The sequence below is a fragment of the Vibrio sp. 10N.222.55.B11 genome (assembly GCF_041473705.1).
GTDB classification, from domain to species: domain Bacteria; phylum Pseudomonadota; class Gammaproteobacteria; order Enterobacterales; family Vibrionaceae; genus Vibrio; species Vibrio crassostreae_C.
Genome location: NZ_JBFRST010000190.1, coordinates 1 through 361, shown reverse-complemented (window position 1 = coordinate 361; position 361 = coordinate 1). Strand labels below are relative to the sequence as shown.

Sequence of the window (361 nt, the reverse complement as noted above, 5' to 3'; positions counted from 1 at the left end):
ATTACTAACGCCATTGATCTGATCTCTGGTCCCTCTTCTCCTATGACAACCGTTCTAAAACAAGTTTATACAAACACTCAGTTTTCCCCGGTTGGACAACAGAATGCATTAATGGCCCAGGTTAACCCTAAACTTGCTGGTGCCGTAAATGCAGCACCAGAACTCGTTGAAGAACTTGTTCAACCTGACTACTTGTTGATGAAAAGAGTTGAACAAGCTTTCCACATCTTGAATCAATTACAAATTAACGAAACCCCTAACTCCCCTACACCATGGGATGAAACGATAACTGCACTGAGCAGAGTTCGTACGTATATGAAAGATATAGCAGACGCACCGGCCCCTCAAATGGCAGCGTTGT

At 43.5% G+C, this 361-nt stretch carries 1 pseudogene; it reads left to right on the top strand.

The features are described from left to right. Positions 1-361, top strand: a pseudogene (locus AB4503_RS25670) (type VI secretion system membrane subunit TssM); the annotation flags it as partial.